Origin of the sequence: Saccharococcus thermophilus (genome assembly GCF_011761475.1) — a bacterium.
Lineage (GTDB): Bacteria > Bacillota > Bacilli > Bacillales > Anoxybacillaceae > Saccharococcus > Saccharococcus thermophilus.
The window spans coordinates 2,522,125-2,544,693 of sequence record NZ_JAASRS010000001.1; the positions used below are offsets into that span (position 1 = coordinate 2,522,125).

General features: G+C 43.2%; 23 protein-coding genes, 1 pseudogene and 1 riboswitch. Of the genes and pseudogenes, 5 read left to right on the forward strand and 19 right to left on the reverse strand.

The annotated features are described in order from the left end of the window. Window positions 1–131: 131 nt before the first annotated feature. Window positions 132–1,148 (reverse strand): substrate-binding domain-containing protein, encoded by a 1,017-nt coding sequence (locus BDD39_RS13090; protein ID WP_166911297.1) that lies wholly within the window; start codon window positions 1,146–1,148, stop codon window positions 132–134. Window positions 1,149–1,344: 196 nt separating this feature from the next. Between BDD39_RS13090 and BDD39_RS13095 the strand changes: the two genes are divergently transcribed. After that, window positions 1,345–1,554, forward strand: a complete 210-nt coding sequence (locus BDD39_RS13095) for an alpha/beta-type small acid-soluble spore protein (RefSeq protein ID WP_166911299.1) — start codon at window positions 1,345–1,347, stop codon at window positions 1,552–1,554. A 286-nt stretch (window positions 1,555–1,840) separates the two neighbouring features. Here BDD39_RS13095 and BDD39_RS13100 read toward each other — a convergent pair whose 3' ends face one another. The 3 genes from BDD39_RS13100 to bcaP form a co-directional block, all read right to left on the reverse strand. Next, complete coding sequence (locus BDD39_RS13100; protein ID WP_341801468.1) at window positions 1,841–2,833, reverse strand: anti-sigma factor domain-containing protein; 993 nt, start codon at window positions 2,831–2,833, stop codon at window positions 1,841–1,843. Continuing rightward, entirely contained in the window at window positions 2,830–3,576 is a 747-nt protein-coding gene (gene sigI / locus BDD39_RS13105; RefSeq protein WP_341801494.1) for an RNA polymerase sigma factor SigI, read from the reverse strand. Before sigI ends, BDD39_RS13100 begins: the two co-directional genes overlap by 4 nt. Before the next feature lie 167 nt (window positions 3,577–3,743). Then, window positions 3,744–5,162: a branched-chain amino acid transporter BcaP gene (bcaP, locus tag BDD39_RS13110; RefSeq protein WP_166911303.1), complete on the reverse strand. Its 1,419-nt coding sequence runs from the start codon at window positions 5,160–5,162 to the stop codon at window positions 3,744–3,746. Window positions 5,163–5,451: 289 nt separating this feature from the next. On the opposite strand from bcaP, the gene BDD39_RS13115 reads away from it, so the two are divergent. Beyond that, on the forward strand, window positions 5,452–5,793 hold the full coding sequence (locus BDD39_RS13115; protein WP_166911305.1) for a DUF485 domain-containing protein: 342 nt from the start codon (window positions 5,452–5,454) through the stop codon (window positions 5,791–5,793). Continuing rightward, window positions 5,793–7,328 (forward strand): solute symporter family protein, encoded by a 1,536-nt coding sequence (locus tag BDD39_RS13120; protein WP_166911307.1) that lies wholly within the window; start codon window positions 5,793–5,795, stop codon window positions 7,326–7,328. The genes BDD39_RS13115 and BDD39_RS13120 overlap by 1 nt, the downstream gene beginning before the upstream one ends. A 155-nt stretch (window positions 7,329–7,483) precedes the next feature. Here the strand turns inward: BDD39_RS13120 and menC are convergent, their stop codons facing one another. The 8 genes and pseudogenes from menC to BDD39_RS13160 all read right to left on the reverse strand — a co-directional run bounded on the left by menC (window position 7,484) and on the right by BDD39_RS13160 (window position 14,048). Further along, window positions 7,484–8,602 carry an o-succinylbenzoate synthase gene (gene menC, locus BDD39_RS13125; RefSeq protein WP_166911309.1) on the reverse strand — a complete coding sequence of 373 codons (1,119 nt, stop codon included), beginning with the start codon at window positions 8,600–8,602 and terminating at the stop codon, window positions 7,484–7,486. A gap of 136 nt (window positions 8,603–8,738) precedes the next feature. Continuing rightward, a pseudogene (locus BDD39_RS13130) lies at window positions 8,739–8,885 on the reverse strand (GNAT family N-acetyltransferase); the annotation flags it as partial. Next, on the reverse strand, window positions 8,860–10,029 hold the full coding sequence (locus BDD39_RS13135; protein WP_166911311.1) for a M20 peptidase aminoacylase family protein: 1,170 nt from the start codon (window positions 10,027–10,029) through the stop codon (window positions 8,860–8,862). The gene BDD39_RS13135 and the pseudogene BDD39_RS13130, both read right to left, overlap by 26 nt. Window positions 10,030–10,215: 186 nt before the next feature. Then, on the reverse strand, window positions 10,216–10,644 hold the full coding sequence (locus tag BDD39_RS13140; protein WP_166911314.1) for a threonine/serine exporter family protein: 429 nt from the start codon (window positions 10,642–10,644) through the stop codon (window positions 10,216–10,218). Between the two features lie 19 nt (window positions 10,645–10,663). Next, window positions 10,664–11,416, reverse strand: coding sequence for a threonine/serine exporter family protein (locus BDD39_RS13145; RefSeq protein ID WP_166911316.1), 753 nt, complete (start codon window positions 11,414–11,416; stop codon window positions 10,664–10,666). 71 nt (window positions 11,417–11,487) lie between these two features. Next, the gene (crcB, locus tag BDD39_RS13150) at window positions 11,488–11,847 is read right to left on the reverse strand and encodes a fluoride efflux transporter CrcB (RefSeq protein ID WP_166911318.1); all 360 of its coding nucleotides are present in this window, start codon (window positions 11,845–11,847) and stop codon (window positions 11,488–11,490) included. A gap of 12 nt (window positions 11,848–11,859) precedes the next feature. Next, window positions 11,860–12,258: a fluoride efflux transporter CrcB gene (crcB, locus tag BDD39_RS13155; protein ID WP_341801495.1), complete on the reverse strand. Its 399-nt coding sequence runs from the start codon at window positions 12,256–12,258 to the stop codon at window positions 11,860–11,862. A 221-nt stretch (window positions 12,259–12,479) separates the two neighbouring features. After that, window positions 12,480–14,048, reverse strand: a complete 1,569-nt coding sequence (locus BDD39_RS13160) for an IS200/IS605 family accessory protein TnpB-related protein (RefSeq protein WP_166911322.1) — start codon at window positions 14,046–14,048, stop codon at window positions 12,480–12,482. A gap of 263 nt (window positions 14,049–14,311) precedes the next feature. Continuing rightward, window positions 14,312–14,372: riboswitch (Fluoride riboswitch) on the reverse strand. A 335-nt stretch (window positions 14,373–14,707) separates the two neighbouring features. On the opposite strand from BDD39_RS13160, the gene BDD39_RS13165 reads away from it, so the two are divergent. Then, a complete protein-coding gene (locus tag BDD39_RS13165) occupies window positions 14,708–14,953 on the forward strand; it encodes a hypothetical protein (RefSeq protein ID WP_166911324.1) in 246 nt (81 codons plus the stop codon). Between the two features lie 136 nt (window positions 14,954–15,089). Here BDD39_RS13165 and BDD39_RS13170 read toward each other — a convergent pair whose 3' ends face one another. Beyond that, window positions 15,090–16,256: an IS256 family transposase gene (locus BDD39_RS13170; RefSeq protein WP_166907797.1), complete on the reverse strand. Its 1,167-nt coding sequence runs from the start codon at window positions 16,254–16,256 to the stop codon at window positions 15,090–15,092. A gap of 138 nt (window positions 16,257–16,394) precedes the next feature. On the opposite strand from BDD39_RS13170, the gene BDD39_RS13175 reads away from it, so the two are divergent. Next, complete coding sequence (locus BDD39_RS13175) at window positions 16,395–17,336, forward strand: hypothetical protein (protein ID WP_166911326.1); 942 nt, start codon at window positions 16,395–16,397, stop codon at window positions 17,334–17,336. Window positions 17,337–17,516: 180 nt separating this feature from the next. Here BDD39_RS13175 and BDD39_RS13180 read toward each other — a convergent pair whose 3' ends face one another. The 6 genes from BDD39_RS13180 to BDD39_RS13205 form a co-directional block, all read right to left on the reverse strand. After that, a complete protein-coding gene (locus BDD39_RS13180; protein ID WP_166911328.1) occupies window positions 17,517–17,684 on the reverse strand; it encodes a hypothetical protein in 168 nt (55 codons plus the stop codon). 174 nt (window positions 17,685–17,858) lie between these two features. Further along, window positions 17,859–18,257 (reverse strand): hypothetical protein, encoded by a 399-nt coding sequence (locus tag BDD39_RS13185; RefSeq protein WP_208404398.1) that lies wholly within the window; start codon window positions 18,255–18,257, stop codon window positions 17,859–17,861. Window positions 18,258–18,445: 188 nt separating this feature from the next. Beyond that, window positions 18,446–19,621, reverse strand: a complete 1,176-nt coding sequence (locus BDD39_RS13190) for an RNA-guided endonuclease InsQ/TnpB family protein (protein WP_166911330.1) — start codon at window positions 19,619–19,621, stop codon at window positions 18,446–18,448. 207 nt (window positions 19,622–19,828) lie between these two features. Next, window positions 19,829–20,743, reverse strand: coding sequence for a UDP-N-acetylmuramate dehydrogenase (gene murB / locus BDD39_RS13195; RefSeq protein WP_166911332.1), 915 nt, complete (start codon window positions 20,741–20,743; stop codon window positions 19,829–19,831). Between the two features lie 27 nt (window positions 20,744–20,770). Then, a complete protein-coding gene (locus BDD39_RS13200) occupies window positions 20,771–21,226 on the reverse strand; it encodes an OsmC family protein (protein WP_166911334.1) in 456 nt (151 codons plus the stop codon). A 403-nt stretch (window positions 21,227–21,629) separates the two neighbouring features. Continuing rightward, the gene (locus tag BDD39_RS13205) at window positions 21,630–22,532 is read right to left on the reverse strand and encodes a hypothetical protein (RefSeq protein ID WP_243846035.1); all 903 of its coding nucleotides are present in this window, start codon (window positions 22,530–22,532) and stop codon (window positions 21,630–21,632) included. Window positions 22,533–22,569: the final 37 nt, after the last annotated feature.

Sequence of the window (22,569 nt, forward strand, 5' to 3'; positions counted from 1 at the left end):
TGAACAGAAACCATTTTGGAGAAAACGATTAGTATATCCAAAACGTTTCTTTATATCGCTCCGAAGATATAATAGATATGTTCTGGATCCAAAACGTTTTCGATTATGCGCAGTGAAAAACCACAATTAAATTAATCGTGGTTCTTCACAGTCGACTCACGTATTTTTAATTCTGTTTCTAAAATTTTTACATGAGATGTCGCTTTCCCCTCAAGCATATGAATAAGCAGTTTCGCCGCTTCATATCCCATGGCAAATTTATTTTGAGCGATCGTTGATAATGTCGGGGTAGCATATGAAGCAAGAATTATATCATCATATCCGATGATTGCAACATCATCCGGGATCCGCTTTCCAAGCCGCTTTACCGCTTTTATCACACCTAGGGCCATTAAATCGCTCGCACAAAAGAACGCGGTAATATGCGGATAATTCGTTAACAAACGCAGTGCTTCCCGTTCCGCAATGTCTTCGCGAAACGCCCCGTCGGCAATCCATTCTTCATGAACTGGCAATCCTGCTTCCAACAGTGCCTCTTTAAATCCTTTTAGCCTCTGTTCGCTAACAAAGGCGTATCTATAACCATTAATCATTGCAATATGTCTATGCCCTAATGATATTAAATGCTCTACCGCTTTTTTCGCACCAAGAACATTGTCGGTTGTCACGTATCCAACCGTTTCTGACTCAATCGGAATATCGATTAAAACACACGGAATATCGCTTTCTACTACTTCTTGTAAATATGGATCGTCACTGCGAATTCCTTGTAAAATGGCCCCATCTACACGCCGTTCCCGACATAGCTGGGTATACGTTTTCTCACGCTGTTTCGTTGAAGTCGTACTAAATAACACCATGTCGTAATCAACTTCACTAACGTATTCATTTACACCAGCCAACACTTCAAACGTAAAGTTATCCTTTGTGTTTTCTCTTGCTAATCCTGATACAAGCAAACCAATCGTTTTGGACTTATTCATTACAAGCCCACGGGCAAGTGTATTTGGACTATAGTTTAGCTGTTTGGCAATTTCAATGATTTTTTGCCTGGTTTTTTCGTTGACATCCGAATATCCATTTAATGCACGCGAAACTGTGGTAATGGACACTCCAGCAACTTTGGCAATATCTTTTATCGTCGTCACAGTTCTTCCTCCAAAATGTTTTGGATTGCTTCGTCGATAAAATTATAATCCATCATCGAAAGCGTTTGCAATACATTTTTTCTCAGTTCATGTCAAAAACTCACATTAACCTCTTCAATTCCCATCTATAAGGATACACAATCTACATATACTAAACTTGCCAAACAAATTAGATTATGTTAGGAGGCTGAAAACAATGGCAAGATCAAGCAATAAACTGCTTGTTCCAGGAATTGAACAGGCGTTGGAACAAATAAAATATGAAATCGCCCAAGAATTTGGCGTACAATTAGGAGCAAATACGGTTTCCCGTGCAAACGGATCGGTTGGCGGAGAAATTACAAAACGATTAGTCGCTCAAGCACAAAGCCAGCTTTCTGGATCTACTTTCCAAAAAACTGAATAACATGGTATTTGAAGCCGAGTGAATTCACTCGGCTTTTAATACGTCTCAGTGAACATATTCGTGGATTTGTTTATTTTCCTTTTCATGGTCATTTTCGTCATCATCATGTTCAAATGATTTTCGGGAGTCCTTATCATAGTTTTGTTTTCCATGATGTTCGTCCTGTTTATTGTTCTTTTTTTGATGGCGTTTCCAATAATGATCATGCGACCGATGACTGTTATGATATTTACTATTTTCCGTGAATAATTTGTAATTTTCTCTATTTTTATTTAATTTCTTATTGTCACTTTTTTTTTTGGTCCTGTTCATCTCTCTCCTCGGATGGATAATAATTTTTTTGCATTTCTTTCTGTTCGTTATTATTTTCCTCTCGTTTCCGTTTATCTTCCTTTTGTAATGAATGGTTAATCTCATTCTTTTCATTACCATTATTTTTCTTTTTTTTGTGATTCTGCTCATCTTTTTCGTTTAATAAATCATTGTTCGTCTGCTGTTCATTGTTTTCACGACCACTATTTTTATTTTTTTCATTTAATGAATGATTGTTCATCTGCTGCTCATTCTTTTTATCCCCATCGTTTTGTTTCAACGGTTTCTGTAGTTTTTTCGCTTTGGGCTCCTTCGGTGAAACTTCCTTCATTTGTTGTTCCATTTGCAACAGTTTCCCCGTTGTCATTCCCTTTTTTAACGCCTTATTTCGTACTTCCATCGTGCTTTTTTCCATCTTCACGATAATGTTTTTCTGTTGATAGGAATGCTGAATTTCGCTTAATTCTTCTGAAAGCTTTCGTGAAGAGGCAGCGAGATGTTTTTTCTCGACGGTTGTAATCAATACTTGGCCGCCTTTCTGCAAATATCCTTGCTTCCTGCTCAATTCAATGATTTCCGTGGCAATATCGACAAACGCTACTTTCTTCCAGTTAGACAGCTGTGAGACGATCTTTTTTCCTTCCTCGTTATATGCTTTTAATGTTAGCACATTCAATTGATCGTCTACCCCTACTTCAATGCTTGGGTTAATATCAATAGACATATAGGCATATACTTCATCGGAAGGCAAGTGGAGCAATGTCGCGATGAAAAGCACCGCCGCCGCAATGAGGCTCACCGCAGCATATCGAAACGAACGACGACGAACATAGGGTTTTTTCACCAGCCTCGCTTCGATTTCTTCCCCTATTTCATACTCATCCTCTTTCACTTGAATAAACTCCCCTTCAGGCGTCAATAATGTCACAAATTCTTCGTCTAGTTCTAATACAATCCCTTTTTTCACGATGGAAGCACCCCTTTTATATAATCCTTTAAATAAACGTAATCCCCCGCTAAAATAATGGCCACCGCAATAATGTATTTTCTATTTCTCTCTATCGTTTTGCGGCTTACTTCGGCCATATTTTGCAATTGCTTAATGGGCAGTTGTTTTTTTTGAAAAAGCAGCTTTAGCAATTTCTCATCTTCAACTAACAATTTAGCTACCTTGATCGCATTAATGCGGGCATCTTTATGTTTCGGCGATTGTTCAACAAGATCGTGAAAATGAATACCGAATTCCTTTAGCACTTGTTGGTAATGAATAATTTCCTCGCGGCGCTGCTCTTGCTCGATTTGTTTGTAAAATTCGTCTATCGACAATTTTGTGTCTAAATATGTTTGTACAGCATTTTCATCATCCTCATCCGTATGTAATATAACCTCCCTAACCCTTGCTTCTTTGCGGATATAATCAATTAAACGTCTTTTAATGAGCAGCTCTGCGAAGGAAATAAAAGAACTACCTTTATGCGGTGCGTATTTTTCAATCGCTTCATTAAACGCGATCAACCCAATACTCAGCTCATCATCCTCCTCGCGAATAAATCGCTTGCACACGTTGGAAACGGTTTTTATAATAAACGGTTTATATTGCTGAATAAGCTGATTATGCAGCGTTTGATTGCCTTGTTGAATTTCACTTACCTGCTGTTCGATCGTTCTCTCCTTTTTTAATGAAAATAATATGCTAAACATGGATTTCACCCCATTTATCAAAGAGACGAACTAGCGCTCCTAAGGAATATTATTCGTACATCATAGCGAAAATCTGACCGTCATTCAATCGGAAAATGTTACATTTTTATTATCCGCGCGACTCTATGCATAAAAAAAGACCTTTGCCGTAGAGCAAAGGCCCTTTGACTGATCCATTATCCTACTTTTTCTTCCGTCGCTTTCTCGATTTGATGAAGCGTGCTGTGCTTGTGCCCGTATACAAAGTAAATGACAAGACCGATTGCAAGCCATGATACGAAACCAATCCATGTCATTCGCGGAAGCTGGAGAACTAGATACCCGCAAAAGGCGACAGCCAATAATGGGATCACTGGAACAAACGGTACACGGAATGCGCGTTTTAAATTTGGCTGCGTTTTTCGTAATACAAGCACACCAATCGAAACAGTGATGAACGCAAACAATGTGCCGATGTTTGTCAGTTCTGCCAGTTTGCTCAAAGGAATTACTCCTGCAAATATCGAAACAACGACCCCTGTAATCCAAGTATTGACAAACGGCACTTGACGAATTGGATTTATTTTCGAGAACACTTTTGGCAGCAAACCGTCGCGGCTAATGGCGTAAAACAGACGGGTTTGCCCATACATCATCACAAGCAACACGGTGGTAATTCCCGCAATAGCTCCTAGCGAAATAAAGCCTGCGACCCAATCTTGGTGAATGTAGTTTAACGCAAACGCAACCGGATTTTTCACATTCAATTGTTCATATGGAACAATTCCAGTCAGCACTAACGAGACCGTAATATATAATAACGTACAAACAAGGAGCGAAACAATGATTCCGATCGGCATATTCCGCTGTGGATTGCGCACTTCTTCTGCCGCGGTGGAAACCGCGTCAAACCCAATGTACGCAAAGAAGACAGTCGCCGCACCAGTCGCTACTCCCGAAAAGCCAAACGGCATAAATGGCGACCAGTTTTCCGGCTTCACGTACCATACGCCGACAGCAAGAAAAAGTAGTACAACAGCTACTTTAATCACAACAATAATGGAATTAAAACGAGCTGATTTTTTTACACCAAGGTTTAACAAGAAGGTAATAAAAAGGACAATCAAAATAGCCGGTAGATCAATAAACGTTCCCTTCGCCGGATCATAGGCGTTCGTCAGCACCTTCGGAAGTTCGATGCCGAATCCGGACAGCAGCCCTTGAAAGTAGCCGGACCAACCGACCGCAACGGCAGAAGAAGCGACACCATACTCTAAAATTAAGTCCCAGCCTAAAATCCAAGCAATTAATTCGCCAAACGCCGCATAGCTATAAGTGTAGGCGCTTCCCGATACTGGAACCATCGAAGCAAACTCCGCATAGCAAAGCGCCGCAAATACACAAGCAAGACCAGAAAGAATAAAGGAAAGAACTAATGCCGGGCCCGCATGTTCCGCCGCGGCAACTCCGGTCAACACAAAAATCCCTGTACCGATAATCGCCCCAATGCCGAGCATCGTTAAATCAAATGCACCTAAATCTTTTCTTAAGGAGGCACCTTTCTTACCAGATTCACTTAAAAGCATTTGTATCGGCTTTTTACGTAACAAACTCATAGGATATCTCTCCTTGTCATTTTTTGTAGAAATTTGTCGAATAATACATTAACAATTTTACATGATTCATTAATTTTTGTAAAGTTAGAAAATAATAAAAACAACAAAATTTTTTTCGTTTTATGCGTTAAAGTTATGAAATTATTTTTCTGTGACAAAATAATTTATAATTTACAAATTTTTCAGACAAATATATAATAAAATTGTGACAATTTTGTGAACAAAGAAAGGAGGAAAACTGTTTTATCCATTATCCACATTATCCAATAAAAAATAAAGGGGGATTTTTATGGCTATCCAAAAGCAGTCTTTCGAAAAGCACTCACAAATCGATTACAGCCAAATTGCTCAATCTCCATCATTTCAACAACTGATGCGGATAAAGAAAAACTTCATTTTGTCGGCCACGCTATTCTTTTTAGTTTTCTACTTTGCGCTTCCTGTTTTAACGTCCTATTCTAAAGCGTTGAATTCACCAGCAATCGGTCCGATCAGCTGGGCATGGCTGTTCGCGTTTGCGCAATTCATTATGACATGGGCATTATGCATCCTTTATTCTAAACGCGCAGCAAAATTTGACGAAATCGTTGAACAGATTAGACAAGAAGCGAAGGAAGGAGGAAGCGCATAATGCACGGATTAGCCTTTTTCCTCTTTTTAATCATTGTGGCTCTGACGCTTGTGATCACTTACTTCGCTTCGAAACGAACAAGAACGACAAGCGAGTTTTATACAGCCGACAGCAGCTTAACCGGCTGGCAAAACGGCCTGGCGATCGCTGGAGATTACATGTCCGCCGCTTCATTTCTAGGCATTGCAGGGATGATTGCACTAGCCGGTTTTGATGGTTTCTTTTACAGTATTGGATTTCTCGTTGCTTATTTAGTCGTCCTTTATATTGTCGCCGAGCCGCTGCGCAACCTCGGAAAATATACGATGGCTGATATGATCGCCGCCCGGTTTGATGACAAAAAAGTGCGCGGCGTCGCCGCCCTGAACACGATTGCAATTTCCATTTTCTACATGATTGCCCAGCTTGTTGGAGCCGGGGGGCTCATTAAGTTATTATTAGGGCTTGATTACGTCTATTCCGTTCTTATTGTTGGCATTCTGATGACCATTTATGTCGTTTTTGGCGGCATGACGGCAACGAGCTGGGTGCAAATCGTAAAGGCACTATTGTTAATGATTGGCACCTTTATCATCTCCATTATTGTCTTTGCGAAATTCGATTTCAACCTCTTCAAAATGTTTAATGAAGTAAAAACGGCTACGCCGCTTGGCGAAGCGTTTCTTAATCCAGGCAACAAATTCAAAGACCCGCTTGACACCATCTCGCTCAATTTAGCGCTCATTTTAGGAACAGCTGGGCTTCCGCACATTTTAATTCGCTTCTTTACCGTAAAAGACGCACCAACCGCACGCAAATCGGTCGTCTATGCGACATGGGTTATCGGCATTTTCTACGTATTGACAATCTTCTTAGGATTTGGCGCCGCCGCATTCGTTGGTTACGACAAAATTGTCGCTGCCAATCCGGCGGGAAATATGGCCGCACCATTATTGGCGCAAGCACTTGGTGGAGATTTCCTCTTCGCGTTTGTTTCCGCGGTCGCATTTGCGACGATTTTGGCGGTTGTTGCCGGGCTTGTCTTATCAGCGGCATCCGCCTTTGCCCATGACTTTTACAGTCATATTCTCCGCCGCGGCCAAGCAACGGAAAAAGAACAAATGGTTGCGGCCCGCTGGGCGTCCGTCGGCGTATCGATTTTATCGATTTTGCTAGCGTTATTCGCGCAAAAAATGAACGTCGCCTTCCTGGTCTCGCTAGCATTCGCCGTTGCCGCAAGCGCCAACTTACCAATTATTGTCTTAACTATTTTCTGGCGCCGCTTTAATACAACCGGAGCGATCACTGGGATGCTCGTCGGCTTATTCAGCGCGCTGTTGCTCGTCTTCTTTGGTCCTAACGTTTGGTCGCCGGAACCGGGCGCTGCTATTTTAGTCGGTGAACCGCTCTTTAAACTAGCCAATCCAGGAATTATTTCCATTCCGTTAGGGTTCATCGCTTCGATCGTCGGTACGCTTCTTTCATCACAAAAGGCGGACAGCAAGAAATTCGAAGAAATTCTTGTCAAAGCGAATACAGGAGTATCAATCAAATGACAGACTAAGAAAAATGGGTGCGCATCTAGAAGCGCTTCCCGCATGAAATGGCAGTTCCCCGCAACACCCAAAGGAGCGTTGATCATCCATATGCAGATGCACCCTACAGACGTAAAAAGGGCTGATGGAACATAGACGGTTCAGCCCTTTTTTCTTTATTGCGCACGGTACGTTTTCGCAAACACAGTATAACGGTCCACTTGCCGACGATCGACTTCATAGCCGATTCCAGGCGCCTCTGGTACCACAATGGTTCCGTTATGCACAACCACTTCCGGAACAATAATGTCTTTTTCCCAATAGTGGGAAGAAGCAGCGGTATCCCCCGGCATCGCGAAATTTTCTAACGTCGTTATCGCGATATTATGCGCCCGGCCGACCCCCGCTTCAAGCATGCCGCCGCACCAGACGGGAATGCCGTTTGCCTGACAAAGGTCGTGAATCCGCTTTGCCTCGGTCAAACCGCCGACCCGTCCAATTTTTATGTTTACAATTTGGCAGCTGCCAAGCTGAATCGCTTTTCGAACGTCTTCTATCGAATGAATGCTTTCGTCTAAGCAAATAGGGGTATTAATATGGCGCTGCAATGTCGCATGGTCAACAATATCATCGGCGGCAAGCGGCTGTTCGATCATCATCAGCTGAAACTCGTCCAGCGCTCTTAAACGGTCGATGTCTTGCAAAGAATAGGCCGAATTCGCATCCGCCATCAGCGGAACATCAGGAAAGCGGCGGCGGACTTCGCGAATGATATCGACATCCCATCCAGGCTTAATTTTAATTTTAATGCGGCGATATCCTTCCTGTACGTATCGTTCGATAACCCGTAATAAATCATCCACATTCTTTTGAATACCGATGCTTACTCCGACTTCAATGCTGCTTTTTGTTCCGCCGAGAGCTTTATGTAACGGCAACTGCTGTTTTTTGGCAAATAAATCCCATACCGCTCCTTCGATGGCTGCTTTTGCCATTTGGTTTTTGCGAATGACGGAAAACCGTTGTCCCAGCTCGTCAGGATGCTCCAAAGAAGTTTGAAACAATAGTGGTAATAAAAAGTCCTCTAACATATGCCAATTCGTTTTTACCGTTTCCTCATTATACCAAGGGGACGAAAAGGCAACCGATTCGCCCCATCCAGACACTCCATCTTCGTCGATTGCCTCTACTAAAATAAATTCTTTGTTTCGAAACGTTCCAAAACTTGTCGTAAACGGTGATTTCAGCTCCATCTGCAAATGGCGTAATACAACATATTTTACATTGATCCCCATCCGTAATCCTCCTACTTATAACGGCAATTGGTCACGCCTTACACACCATAATATAAGACCGGTTCACGTTCGCGGCGAATGACATGCGCCACCGCCCATCCATCGCGAAAGAGGCGGGTGAAAACAGCACGGATTTAAAGGCGCCGATGATAATGCCGCCGTTTTTCGCCGCCGTCACCGTCTGATGGGTCGGAATTGGAGATACCCCCCATATTTCCGCTTCTAATCGCGCCATTTCATTCAGCTCTTCCATCGTCTCAATTTTTCGCAGCGAGATATTCACCTTCTGCCTCTCCTTGCAACGGGAAATGTTCAAATGTTTCCATAATGGTTTTTGCCAATATTTCAATGCCTACTAATAAATCCTCGCGCCGGAATGTCATTTGCGGATGGTGCAATCCCGGTTTTAAATCGCAGCCAAGCCCCAACATCGTCGTTTTTAGCGCTGGTTTTTTAAAGGAATAAAAGTGAAAATCTTCTCCTCCTGACGTCACGACCGGAGGCAGGCATTTGTCTTTTCCTAACGTGTCGATAATCGCATGCTCCATGAATTGCTGTGCCTGCGGATCAGGATTGGCGGCGACAATGCGAGCATTGGCACTCAGCTCGATCTCAGCGTCATAGATAGCGGCAATCCCTTTCACAACGTGATTCAATCCTTCCACTAACTGATCCATCGCTTCGTTTGTCTGCGCGCGTAAATCAAGGGTAAACTCGGCGTAATCCGGTATGACGTTCGCACTCTTTTCCCCGGCATGAAACTTCGTCATTTTAATGGACGCCGGAACTTGCGGATCGATATGAATTTTGCTTAGTTCTTGTACAATCGCGCTCCCCACTTCAATGACGTTCACGCCAAGATGCGGCCTTGCCGCATGCGCCGCCACTCCTCTAATCCGCCCTTCAATGCATTGCGCTGCCCCATGCAAAATGGCCGGTGCCGCATAACCGCTTTTCACTTCTTGAATTGGCCGCAAATGGACGCCATATAGAAACTCAATGTCATCGACTACGCCTTTTTCTACAAATTTTAACGCTCCTGCCCCTTTTTCTTCTGCTGGCTGGAAAAGAAGCTTTAACTTCCCAGGCGGCTTATAGCCAATGCGGTGAAACAGCTTTGCCACCCCTAGCACCATTGTCATGTGGGCATCATGTCCGCACGCATGATTTGCCTGCCAGACACCGTTCACTTCCTGCCAAAGAGCATCCATATCGCTGCGCAGTCCAACCGTCAACGCTCCACTTCCGATTTCCCCAACCACACCAGGACAATCCGCAAACGTTTGAACGCGGTACCCTTCTTTTAGCAACTGCTGCTTAATAAACTGTGTCGTTTTCCACTCTTCCCAGCTAATTTCCGGATGGCGATGGAGGTAGTCAAAAATTTCTAATATTTCCGACTTCATTTCGTTGATGATATTCCTCATTATGCTCTCCCCCGCTGATATCATAGTCAACATTTCGAAACATTGGACGCGTTTCGAAAATGGTTATTACACATAATTATAATATTCGAAATAAATGTTGCAACCTTAGGCATACTGATTAATCAAGAAAAACTATTGGCAATCCAATAAAAATCCTAAACTTCGCTATTCGAAGTTTAGGATGCGTCATGACCGCCACCGTTTGATCAGCTGATTGAAGACTTCGGAAAAAATCAATCCCATTGCAATCGCTCCAGAAATCATAAACGCTTTGGCCGCAAGCGATATCGCCGCATTGTAGTCATTGAGAACGACATGGCGCATCGCTTCAAACGCCGTTCCTCCCGGCACGAGCGGAATGATCCCGGAAACGCTGAAAATGGTAGCTGGCGTCTTATAAAGCCGCGCGAACAAATTGCTGAGCATGGCCACGAAAAAAGCGGCAACAAACGTCGCCATCACGTTGTTTAAATGGTGTTCTGCCAAGAAAAAATAGACCGTCCAGCCGACCATTCCGACAAACCCGCTATTGATTAGTAATTTTTTTGGAATGTTAAAAATCATCCCAAACAAAGCCGAAGCAATAAAACTGAGCAATAATTGCTGAACAATCATCAACGTTTCCCCTTACTCGTTAACGAATCGATAAAATAAGAGCAATACCCGTTCCGATGGCAAACGCCGTCAAAAACGCCTCTGCCCCCCGGGACAGCCCTGCAATAAGATGCCCCGCCATTAAGTCGCGCACCGCATTCGTAATCGCCAATCCGGGCACGAGCGGCATCACCGACCCGATCATCATTTTTCCTAAATCCGTTCCTAACCCCGCCATCATCATTAGCAGCGCCAATCCACCGGCGACAAACGAAGCGAAAAACTCGGCGAAAAAGCGAATTTTCACAAGGCGATGAACCATTTCAAAGCAATAAAATCCCGCTCCTCCGGAAAGAAGCGAAGGAAGAAAGTTATTCCATCCACCAAGCATAACAGCAAAACAACCGCTCCCTATCGCCGAGGCGATTACTTGCAGCCAAAGAGGGTAGGCGAATTTTTGCGCTTCTACTTCTTTTAACTGTTCATACGCTTCTTCGAGCGTCAACTCTCCTTTGCTAATCCGGCGAGAAATGCTGTTCACCATTGCTACTTTCTGCAAATCGGTCGAGCGCTCGGAAATGCGGATAAACTGCGTCGAATTCTTTTTATCAATCGAAAAAATAATCCCTGTCGGCGTCACATAGCTATGCGAACGGGGAATGCCAAAGGAAGCGGCAATGCGCATCATCGTATCTTCCACACGATATGTTTCCCCACCGCTTTCGAGTATAATTTTTCCCGCCAACAGGCAAACATCGACAATATCATTCGTCCGGTCTGAATAAGTTGGCATATTTCACCCTCTCCGTCCATACTTGAGATATTACATAAAAATAGATCGTTACACAATAGTGTGCCCTTCTTTTACATTTCTGCCGCTTTCATGCCAAGAAATGCGAGCAATATCCCAAACGTATAACTGACCCCAAGATAGAGAATGAGCAATTTCCACTGCTTATTCAAATGCAATGTAATATTCTCAAGCTTAAATGTGGAAAAGGTCGTAAATGCCCCCATAAATCCCGTTCCGAAAAGAAGGTTCCATGAAGCTCTCCATCCTTTTCCGACAATATATCCAAGCAAAAAAGATCCCACTAAGTTGATCAATAACGTAGCGAGCGGAAAGGAAGAAGGATATTTCTGTTTGATCCAATTGCTGATGCCGAAGCGCGCGATCGCGCCGAAAAACCCGCCGACCGCTACGAGCGCGCTATTCCATAACATAAGTCTCCCTCCTTACTTCGCCGTTTCTTTTTGGGTACGCAAGCCGCCCTGTCCAAAACGAAATCCCAGCCATGACATTGCCAATCCTCCGCATAGGCTGAGGAAAACATAAAACAACGCCATTCCCCAATGGGACGCGCGCAGCAACTGAACGGTTTCCACGCTGAACGTAGAAAACGTCGTAAACGAACCTACTAATCCCGTTCCTAGCGCTGTTGCTACATAAGGAGGCAGATTGCTTAGCCGCGGTAAATACGTAGTCATCCATCCTAACGCAAAACAGCCAATCATGTTAGTCAGCCATGTCGCCAAAGGAAATAAACCGTTCCACCAATCGCCCACAAATAACCCTAAATAATAGCGAAGCAGCGCGCCGACAATTCCAGCGAAACCAACGACAACATAAACCACCAAGATCCCTGGTTACTAAAATCTATAAAAATCGACTCATCGCGATGGAACCAGGAAACATCGCCTGCCGCTCGGATTCTCACCGAGTTCCATCAGGAAGGGAATTCCCTTGTCATTCACCTGCTGTGAAAGACACCCCGTGGCTCGCTGTTAGCGACGGCACCTGTCGTGCACCATTCCTTCCCTCGGTCAGTACACGACAACGATTTTAGTAACCAGGTCTACACCTCCCTCAGTTGAATTTGATACTGGTTCAACCAGCAGAATTTGTGCAAGATATTCCATAATGACCATTCATGCTCTTGTTTGAAATTTTCAATTTTGCGTAACATCATCGCGATATATTGGCGTTGTTTCTTGCCGCTTTTCGATTGCTTGTAGGATTCTTCCATCGACCCTAACACCGCAATCAAATGGCGTTTCACTTTCGTCTTTATGATGTCGATGAGTTCTTTTGGCAATCGTTCCTGATACCCTAATCCCCGTCTTCCAATCACCAAAGCGGCACTTTCATGGACGGATAACCCATACTTTTTCATATACTTGAAACGTCCGATGACGCTGGTGTACGCCGGATTCACTTTTTTGATGCGAAACCCAAGCCGTAAGCCCCGGCGAATGATGGTGTCAGTCAGTTTTTTCTTTTTGAAATTATGAGTGAAGCGATTGAATCGTTTGTCCGTATCGTGCCGCTGTCTTAGTTGGATGTTTTCGATGACCACTGCCCCGACATTTTCTTGAAGCAGCCAGTCATACACATCGCGTACGGTTTCTCCAACGATGTTGTTTCGCTTATTCGCTTTCACATATTCGAGTTCATGGCAGTAAAACACCTTTGATTGAAGAAAGTTTCCTTGTTTTGAAACGATGCTTACGGCGATGCGGTCAATATTGATGTCAATCCCTGCGATTCGTTCCGCTTGAATCGGTTCATCATAGGCAAGTTCCCTGCCATATACTTCTTCTTCATAGATGAGATGGACATAATATTCCCCGTTCTTACGTTTGATTTCAACGGTATATGGTCGATATTCGATGATCGGCTTGCCTTTTGCATTCACTCCGACTGGTTCTCCCATGACGAGATCGATGATTTCCTCTTCATATTTTTCAGGAACAGACACAGGAAACCTCAAGCGTGGAGCGTATTTCCCTTCTTGTCGTCCAAGTGGATTCGCAATTTCTACATAACATTGGTATGTCTTGTCGTCATAGGTGAGGCGGATATTCAAATTCCCTTTTTTGCTTTTATCGCCTCTGGCGTACAACTGATTCGAGCGTAAGTCTTTCCATTCTTCGTTCGTGATTTTTCCTTTCAAGCGCTTATAAAAGTTTTGTTTTCCACCAAAAATCACACATGGAATCGTTCCTTGTTCGAGATGGCGCTGCAGCTCCTCTTCTTTGGATTTCAGTTTTTCTAATCGTCGGTGTAATCCATCTAAACATGTTGGGAGATCGACGTTCTTCGGTATTTTTCTTCCATGTTGATACTCATCGATTTTCTTCTCGGTTTTTTCGATTTTCGCCTGCACATCCTCCAGCCGCATCGGAAGTAACTCACGTTGAGAAGAAATCAGTGATTGAACAAGCAAGACCGCGTCTTCGGCAAACCGTTTGTTGAGCCGAAATTGGTGTGGAAGGTGCTTGATGATGTCTTTTGCGTCCCTTCCCCCCAGCAAACGGTTGAACGCATATCGCTTCGCTGAACCAAAGACACGCATCAACTCATCTAATGAACAAAGTTGTGTTTCATCATTGGAAACGATTTTCATCCCCCGAACCGTTTTCATCCCCTTGCCTTCCCCCTATGTTTGGATTATTCAGAACATATATTCGCCAAATCTTCTTCATCTCCTTTTTACATGGGGAAGGGGGAGATGATTTTTTATCATGAGACAGGAGGCGATGGAAAAGATGGAGAACATCCACCTCTCCATGTCCAATAACAGGAGATATTTACATGATTTCATACATTTTTATAGATGAGATGTTTAACAAACTGCTTATACCTCCTTATCCCTGCTTAGGAAAAACAAACTCCTACCAATAATGATTATTGGTAGGAGTCATCAGCCCGAAAGGCAGTTATGGCGAACTCCATCGCCTATTTCACTCTGTTCGTTATTATAGCAAAAAGACAGTTCATTGCCAATTTGCACAGTTTCTTCCTTGGTGATTGTAAATAATTAGCTGCGTTTTTTATCAGCCATCTGTTTTTTCTGCACTGATCACGTTTGGAAACGTTTATTGCAACAAACCCAAACTTTCGTCATCATCTTTCTCCGTTCATCATCGAACCGATGACATGGTTACTCTCCTTTCTTTTCCATCTTTCTATGTCCCTGGAACGATTCTTTTTCCCTTTCTCCTTTTTTAAACAAAAAAAGCGGATTTCTTTACGAATACATATAGCGAAACCACAAATGAACATGTCTCGGGAGGGATACATATGAAACGAAAATCGATTTATCGCGTTCTATCTAGCGGTGCGCTGGCTGCCATCGTTGCTTTTTCCTTCAGCAACTCTCCTACATTCGCCAGCACGGACACCACAGCGCCAACAAGCACCGCGAATCAAGTCAATGCCAGCACGCAAGCTCCATCTCTTTTACCTGGCGACTTTTTCTACTTCGTCAAAACGATGATGGAAAAAATAGAGTTGGCCCTTACTGGTACCGTCAAGAATTTTGTGTAATATAATGGGGGTAGGGTTTCTCTGAAATGGATTTGGAATGAATAGGGAACTAGTTTCCTCCACACAGGAGACTGAATATTCAGTCTCCTGTGTGGAAAGGGAGAATCCCCCTATTTTGTTTATTTACAGTATTTGGTTAATGATAACGTTCTTCAAACATTCGCTCGAGGGCTTCCTGTGCTTCGGCAAATCCTCGCAACTTTCGCCCTGCCCATTTCTCATTAAAATCTTGAATGGTCAAATATACGATTTTTTCAGCGGCTTCTAAACTATTCAAACTGTTCATCGGCTTTAGACGTTTCCGAATCTCCTTGATCGTTCGTTCAATGGCATTCGTCGTGTAAATCACACTTCGAATACTGCTTGGATAATCCATAAATGTAAGGAGGACATCCAACTCATTGGCCCAAGATTGAACTTCTCTCGGATACTTGCTTGACCATTTCGACTCAAACTGTTGAAACATCTGTAACGCCATCTCCTTATTCGGCGCGCGATAAATCAGCCTGAGATCCTCGGCCACTTCAAATTGGTCTTTTTTCCGAACACGATGGAGCGTGTTACGGACTTTGTGAACGACACAACGCTGCACATCGGCTTTCGGATAAACCGCCTTAAAGGCTTCCTCCAACCCTGGTAGTCCATCGAATATGCCCAGAAGCACTTCCTTGGCGCCTCTTTGGTAGAGGTGTTGAAGAATTTCCTGCCATACATAGGCGCTTTCTTGTCCTCCCACAAAGAAATCAAGAATTTCGCGATATCCTTCTTCGTTCACCCCTAACACCACATAAATGACTTCTTTCTCCACGGTTTCGCGACGAAGTTTTACGTATAAACCATCCAAATATAAGACGGAATAACGCTTGTGCAGTGGACGAGTGTGCCATTTCTCGATGTCTTCCTTCACGACATCGGTAATACGGCTGATCGTCGCAGGAGAATAGGTGCTTCCTAGAATTCGTTCGATAAACTTGCCAATTTCCCGTGTACTCATGCCACTTTGGTACATCCTAATGATTGCTTCCTCCAGCCAGCCGGTGTGCCGTTGGTAAGGGGCAAACAACTGTGTTTGAAATTCTCCGTTTCGGTCTCTAGGGACCAAAAGACCTTCAATCCGGCCATATTGCGTATCTAGATTTCGTTGATAGTAGCCGTTTCTCATATTTGATGTTCCGGCCTGTTCTATTTCGAGGAAATTCTTGATTTCTTCCCGCATGATCAGTTCTAATTTTTCCTTTACAAACTGACGAATGACACTTTCCAGTTGATTTGCCCAGTCGACATTCGGTATACTTTTAGACATAGGTAGGGTTCTCCTTTCTCTGGAATGTTTGGGTTCAATCAGAGAATACCCTACCTTTTTTATTTTGATCTAGTAAAATGCTTTACACAAAATTTTATACATCATCCCCTTACTTTCAATGATGTCGAAAAAGCGAAAATGCTCGCGGAGTTTACCGAAAACCGCATCGCTGAAGCAAAAGCACTTTTAGAAAAAGGCGAAACACAATCGGCGAGAGAAGTGCTAGAAAAAGCATTGCAGCAGCAAGACGAAGCATTAAAAACATATGAGAAAAGCCAAAAAGAAGACCAAGAAGATACGGAACAAAGAGGCGAGGCAAAACAAAAAGACGAAAAAACAGCAACCAACATAGATGCATTGCGTAAACAACTAGAAGAAAAATTCTCGAAAAATATTCTTGCCTTACAAGCAGCTCTAGAAAAAGTCAAAAATCCTCACGTCAAAGAAGTGCTGGCCCGCAACATTGAAAAGGCAAAAGAAAAGCTAGAAGAGAAAACGGAAAAACGTTTAGAAAAATGGGAGGAAAAACAACAATCTAAAGAAAAGGCAGACGATGACCAACAACCAACTGACAAAACAGCAACCACGGACAAGCAGCCAACAAATGATGCAGAAACGAAAGACAAATCAACCAATACAGCCGAACAACCAACAGCAGATGTAACGAATGCAAATCAAACAACGGTAAAAACTCATGCGGCACAAGCAAGCGCAACATACAAAGCAACCACCACAACGCAAGCAAACAAACCAAAACAGCCGATGGAAAACGCTAAACCGGCAAAACATGCACGATCCACTCATCATGAACAACTGCGCCATAACGTTGAAAAACAGCTATCTGCAAAATGGAAGATTGAGGTAATGAAAACAAAAGAAGGAAAAGCAGAGGATCACGACGTCAAACCGGCAAAACATCCACAATCCGCTAAACATGCAACAGAACAGCCGCGTCATAACGTAAAAAAACACCCATCTGCAAAATGGCAAATCAGGGTAACGAAAATCAAAGAAGAAAAAGCAGAGAATCATGCTGCCAAACCTTCTCATCAAGGCAAACAAGATGAACAAGATGAATAATAAAAAAATGGAAAGTAATTTAAATATAATATAATGATTAGAGGATGCTATGTTCAATAATAAGAACATAGATCCTCTTTTTTCATACACAGAAACAAAGATAAGACGTCTTTTTGAAAGGATGTTTTCGTATAGATTGTTGCTTTTGGAGAGAAAGGTAGTGTTACTTACCTTTAAAATCTAATGTCCTCCACCATTGGGAGTATTAGGTGGATAGATAGAATCATCTGTGGGATTCTTTTTATTGTGCTCATCTCGTTTTTTTAGGCTGGGAGAACTTCTAAAAAATTTAAACATAAAATACAATCCTACAAGCAAAATTGCAATCCCTATAATTACGTTTAACAAGGCAATCCCTCCTTTTTGTTATACCAAATTTTGTGTTATTCTCATACTAAATCAGCAGCACTACTTGCTTTAACATTTGCTTTCCACCCTATATTTCGTTTTCCTCCACTATTTCACTTCCCATCTATTTATTTCACTTCTCATCTATTTCTATAATTTCTGCAAAATATTTGACTAATTTGTCTTTGCGCGGATCACAGACAGCGCATTCGCCTGCACGCAAACCGAAACGCTTCCTGAACCGATATTTTCCCCATCGGCATGCAATGGAAGAGGAGAACTAGTATGTATATGAATGCGTTTCCCGGTAAACACTTTCACTTCCTTCATTTTTGTGTGCCCGCCCCAAAAAACCGTCACAAATAATAGCAATATTTTTAACCGCGATATTTGATCGACGACAATGATGCGGAACAAGCCATCGTCCGATTTCGCTGACGGCGCTATTTTCATTCCTCCCCCATAATAAGGATGGTTTGATATCGTTATGAGCCAAGCCCGCTCAAATAGATGTTTCTCCCCATCAATCTGCAAAACTACTTTTGCCGGTTGATAGAAAATTAATTCCTTCAATGAACCTCTCCCACCTTCATTCCATGAAGAGGTGGGAGTTTCTTACCACTTCCATCGAAGAAGCTTCTGCGCAGAAGAAGGCGGTCTCTTTCCACTCGATGAATGCATCGGAAGCCTTCTTGATAGGTCCAGTAAGCAACATCGGTATCACACCGATGGGGCGGTCCAACCCTTCTACTACTTCTTGCTTACGCAATCCGTAGATACGTCAGCTTCGTTGGTACGTTCCAGTGTTTAAAGGTGCCATGCAGCCCCTTGCTTAAGATATTTCTCGCTCCATGAACGTCCCGATGCTCCTCATACCCACACCGGCATACAAACAGGCGAGAAGACACTTTTTTTCTCTTTTGGCATACAGGACATGTCTGGCTCGTATACGACTCCTCGATTTCATGCGTGCGAATGCCATGCTGAGCCAGCTTATAACTGAGATACTTCCTCACTTTCCCGAATGACCAATTCGAGAGCTTTTGCGCTTGTTTGCGGCTTGCCCGTTTTTTCTTTCTCGTGTTCCGCTGCACTCCTTCGACGTTTCCGATATACACATCGGAGGCGGACTGCTTCAAACACCAGCCGACAAATTGTTTGGTCGTTTTATGCAGCGCATCCCGCAGCTGTCTTTCGGATTTCGATAACACATATTGTTTCGCCCGCTCATACTTTTTCCACCGGCGTGATCCTTTTTGACATTTCGATTGGCGCCGCTGGATCTCCGCCAGTTTTTTATTCCGCAGCCGATGAAGGGAGCGTATTTTTCTTCCCGTGATGAGGAGGGCTTGCCCGTTTTCGCAAAACGCGCCTATGGTGTGTATTTCTCCAAGATCGGCTCCGACGGAGAAACCCAGTTTGTACGCTGTTGCCTTTTGTCCATCTTCATACGTCACGGCCAAATAAAGACCATGATCAAAGCAGCATTCGATTTCTTTGATCGTTCCTTTTGGCAGATGCGACACATACACGACGATCGGCTTTTCCCGTTTTCCGTGATGAATGCCCATCGACAGTTCGATTTTTCCATTTTCATACACTTTGAAACCGTCTTTCGCCCATTTCGTTGGGAAATACTTCTTTTTCTTGTAGGGATAACGAGCAGCATGTCCTTGTTGGATCGCGTGGTGAGCAGATTGTCTTGCAAAGAGGTATTTGTGGCAGACCGCTTGAATCGATTGACTGTGAAGATGGAATTTCTTTTTCGTTTGTTTTTGCAGCTCGCTTTTGGTAATCCAGTACCCATGCTGGAGGAAGTGTTCTTTGGCTAAGCGGAGGCATTCATTCCAAACACGGGCGGATTCCCGATTGCAGGCGTACAAGCGGTCCAAATTCGCTTTCGATGCCCGGAAGAACACTTTTTGGCCACGAAGCATGAGAATCCCTTCTTTCCTTGCCTTATAGGATAGTTTGATTATAGCACATATGTTCGATTTTGAGAATCAAAAACCTCCCGATTCCTCTCCCTCCTTCCCTCCGTTTAGAGGAAGGGAGACTTCTCGGGAAAAATGTTAAATCTACTTTTTCCTTTATGAAAGAAAAAATCCGAACTCTCCATTTGAGTCCGGATTCTCTTCCTTTCATCAATCTTCGCCAATGATCTTTACTTCTAATTCTAACTCTACGCCAAACTTCTCTTTCACCGTCTTGCGCACCATTTCGATCGTCGCGATATAATCGGCGGCAGTCGCATTATTTTTATTAATGATAAACCCGGCATGCTTTGTCGAGACTTCCGCGCCGCCGACTCCTTTTCCTTGCAGTCCGCTGTCTTGAATCAGCTTGCCGGCAAAATATCCAGGCGGGCGTTTAAATACGCTGCCGACCGATGGGTACTCAAGCGGCTGCTTTGATTCGCGCTGGAACGTTAAATCGTCCATTTTTGCTTTAATTTTTTGCGGATCGCCTTTTTCGAGCTGAAACACGACTTCGAGCACAATGTCGTGCGTCTTGCTGATAATGCTCGTACGGTAGCCTAATTGCAAATCATCTTTATACATCGTCTTTAGCTCGCCTTTTTGCGTGACAACCTTCACATGATCGAGCACGTCTTTTACTTCCCCGCCGTAGGCTCCCGCGTTCATCATAATCGCGCCACCGACAGAACCTGGAATGCCGCAGGCAAACTCAAGCCCTGTCAAGCTATGTTCCAAGGCAAATCGGGAAACGGCTTTAATATCGGCACCGCTTTGCGCGATAATTTTCTCTCCTTCGCATCGGATGCTATTCAAATATTTCAGTTGCATGACAATGCCGCGAATGCCGCCGTCACGGACAATCACGTTCGATCCGTTGCCAAGCAATGTAAAAGGAAGCTGATATTTTTCTTTCAGTCGAATAACGTCAACGACTTGTTCATACGTCGTCGGCCAGACAAGGAAATCCGCCTTGCCGCCGATTTTCACTAACGTATGGTATTTCAGCGGTTCATCACGCAGTACATTTTCTTTCCCGCAAATTTGCACTAATTCTTGATAAATCATATCATTTGCATACATTGCCCTTCCCTCTTTACTTTTTTCTGTTTATTTACCTGATGAAATACGTATATCCGCTTCTAATTTCATCTCAACATTCCCTTTTATCGCTCTTGATATCATGCAGCTTTTTTCTGCCTTTTCCGTAAGAAGCGCTGCTTTTTGGACATCTTTGTCCGTCGCATCGGCAGCCAATGTAATCGCAGGGCGATGAATGATCGTTTTGTAGGCAATTACTCCCCGCTCTACTTCCACAATTCCTTCTGATTCCATTATGAGCTCATCGACCGGAATGGAAGAACGTTCTAACATCGCCGCAAGCGTAATCAAATAACATGTTGCTGCTGCGCCTAACAACATCTCATCTGGATTTGTCCCAATTCCTGGGCCATTCATTTCCGATGGAACGGAAACTTTCGTCTTCAACTGGCCAGCGTCAATAAAGCCGTCGCCATTTCTTCCACCAGACCAATTCGCTTTTAAGAAAAAATGATGTTGTTCCATTGCACCCCCTCCGCACCGTAAAAAATCATCCAACATCACATGCCATTCCGCGTCTGTGCTCTTATGAGGGAACACCATATTTTATTTTACATTGAACTACCCCCACTTACCAGCCAATACCGGTGGAAGTGGGGGATTCTTGTTTCCTTTGGCCGTAGTTGCTCAAAGGTTCCAAGAACCCCCTCCGTTCAACGAGAGGAGTAGCCATACAAGATGTCCGAAGTGTCCTTTCGAGACGACCAACTATATGTCTGCTGATGCAGCTCACATAGAAGGTACACCATCTTCCATTCGTATGGCATCCAAAGAACGCATTGCAATGCATCCAGCTCCTAGAATCGCCATCTGCTCCGGTGACGAGAGTAAGATACTGGTACAATGCGCTCTTGAATGAACAACATTTTTATATTAAAGTAATAGCTTCTGCTTCAATGATTTTTGTAATCTGGCCCGAAGTTTTCCCTTCTATCGAAAACGTTAATTTTCCACTTTCCAAAAAGTTACCATCTTTCGAAACATTTGTCCAAGCAATGTGATTGTAGTTGCAATCTACTCCGATCACTCCGTCTGAGGTAGAAAAATGAATATATGGATTCGATTCTACATCCACCAAACATTTGATGATATAGTATTCCCCGTGATCTTCCACGGACCAAGAGATTGGTTTTCCGTATTCTTTCTTGTTTTTACATTGGATTTGATCTGTCACCGTTTTATTCACCATTTCTTGGCCGTAAGGGAATATTACTCTTGGAAAGGTGACTACCTTTCCTGTAATCGAGTTCATATGAAGTTCTTTTGTAATTGGATTATAGCGAAACACAAAGTTTCCAGAGCCGGCATCCTTTCGCCCAGAGATGATCATTTCTTTATTTCGGGCAGCTAAAAATAGTTTTCTCCAAGACTCGTGGTCCTTTATAAATTCTTCTTTCGTAAATTGTTGTTTAAATAACTTTTTGCCTCCGAACACGACACTTGGGATATACTCTTTTAATTTCGTTTTCTTTTGTTCTAATCGATACAAACGATGTGTTAAACGACCGATTTTTGCTTTCGTCCGTTTCAATTCCACATCTAAATAACGATGTTCAAACAAATAGGAATTCATCCAAATCAAAGATCTGTTTTTTAATTCAAGAGAAATGATTCCGCTCTTCTGCAAAGCAAAGTTTGTATTTTTCGGAAACCGTAGGTTTCCTTTGATACAACTTTCTTTGATTTTGCGTAATTTCGTCAGTTTGGTTCGTTCTGTTTTCCGTTTTTTCTTCACGTCTTTTATTTTTTCTTCTGTCTGTTGAATGTGCATTTTATTTAATTCCATTAGAGAGAAGAAAAGAGCATTT